Source organism: Sulfitobacter sp. UBA4523 (assembly GCF_002388305.1).
Lineage (GTDB): Bacteria > Pseudomonadota > Alphaproteobacteria > Rhodobacterales > Rhodobacteraceae > Sulfitobacter > Sulfitobacter pontiacus.
On record NZ_DGMH01000028.1, the window covers coordinates 7,884 to 8,170 of the forward strand.

Annotated in this window: 1 pseudogene; it reads left to right on the plus strand. The window is 56.4% G+C overall.

Features of this window, described 5'->3' with window-relative positions:
* Positions 1-279, plus strand: a pseudogene (locus B3849_RS07275) (mononuclear molybdenum enzyme YedY); the annotation flags it as partial.
* Positions 280-287 lie beyond the last annotated feature (8 nt).

The window sequence follows — 287 nt, forward strand, 5'->3', positions numbered from 1 at the left end:
GTGCCGTGGAAATATGGCTACAAGTCGATCAAATCCGTGGTGCGGATCACCCTCACGGATACTCAGCCCCCGACCAGTTGGAACAAGGCGAATGCAGGGGAATACGGCTTCTATAGTAATGTGAACCCCGAGGTCGATCACCCCCGTTGGTCGCAGGCCAGTGAAAGGGTCATCGGTGGCGGTCTTTTCTCCAAGCGGATCCCGACGCTGATGTTCAACGGGTACGAGGCCGAGGTCGCGGAGCTCTATGCTGGTATGGACCTGAGCAAGGATATCTAAACCCGTGT